Genomic DNA, 1,137 nt, shown 5'->3' on the forward strand with positions numbered 1-1,137 from the left:
CACGCTACGCGAACGGCCACGCGTACGCGTTTGGCCACGCTGTGCGAACGACGCTGGGACTTAACTCAGCATTATTCGAATGCTTATCTCTTTCATTAAATAACTGATCACTGAAAGCTGAAAGCTGAAAGCTGTTCGCGTAGCGTGCGCGTAGCGCTAATCGCTGTTCGCTGTTCGCGTAGCGTGCGCGTAGCGCTAATCGCTGTTCGCTGAAAGCTAATAGCTTACGTTTTGGAACTCTTAGCACTATGGAGTTTTTCTGAAAAGATTGTGATCAGCTCCATGATGTCTTTGACTAATTCTTGTTCAACGCTGATGTCTTCTGATGATTTGTTGATAATTATTACTTCTGTATTGAATTCTTGACACATCGCAAATACTAATTCAGCACTAACTCTAAGCAGCCTATCTTTGTGAGTAATTACAACTCTGCCAACATTCCCCTGCATGATTCGCTTGAGCAGTTTCTGTAAGCCTTTATTTTGGGAATTGATTCCGGCACCTGAATCTTGAATTGTCTCATACTGCCAACCATTAGCAGTACTAAAAGACTCTAAAATCTTGATTTGCTTGACTAAATCTTCTTTTTGGTCTTGATCTGAAACACGGGCATAGTTAATGGTTATCCGATCATCGATCTGACCGACATTTCGTGGTGTAATGTGTTTGATATCAGCTACATAAAATCGCCTATGACCACTAGGAGACCGTTTTGACCTAATCTTTCCTGCATCTGCCCACCTCCTTAAGGTTTTAACTGAGACCCCTAGCTCACTGGCTGCTTCTCCAATACTAATGGTTAACCCTGACATGTTGGATTTATCACCTTATTTTAATTAAGTTTAATCAGCTATCAGCTATCAGCTATCAGCTTTCAGCTTTCAGCTTTCAGTTATTAGCTATCAGCTATCAGCTTTCAGCTATCAGCTTTCAGTTATTAGCTATCAGCTTTCAGCTATCAGCTTTCAGCTATCAGTTATTAGCTATCAGCTTTCAGTGATCAGCTATCAGCTATCAGTGATCAGCTATCAGCTATCAGTTATTATCAGCTATTAGTTATCAGCTTATGGGTTATCACAGCATCGTTCGCACAGCGTGGCCAAACGCGCACGCGTGGCCGTTCGCGTAGCGTGGCCA

1 protein-coding gene is annotated in these 1,137 nt (G+C 42.7%); it reads right to left on the reverse strand.

Annotated elements, in window-relative coordinates:
* Positions 1–224: 224 nt before the first annotated feature.
* On the reverse strand, positions 225–812 hold the full coding sequence (locus tag F6K20_RS39455) for an IS607 family transposase (protein ID WP_008181718.1): 588 nt from the start codon (positions 810–812) through the stop codon (positions 225–227).
* Between the last annotated feature and the right edge of the window lie 325 nt (positions 813–1,137).

Source organism: Moorena sp. SIO2C4 (assembly GCF_010672485.1).
In the GTDB taxonomy this organism is placed as follows: domain Bacteria; phylum Cyanobacteriota; class Cyanobacteriia; order Cyanobacteriales; family Coleofasciculaceae; genus Moorena; species Moorena producens.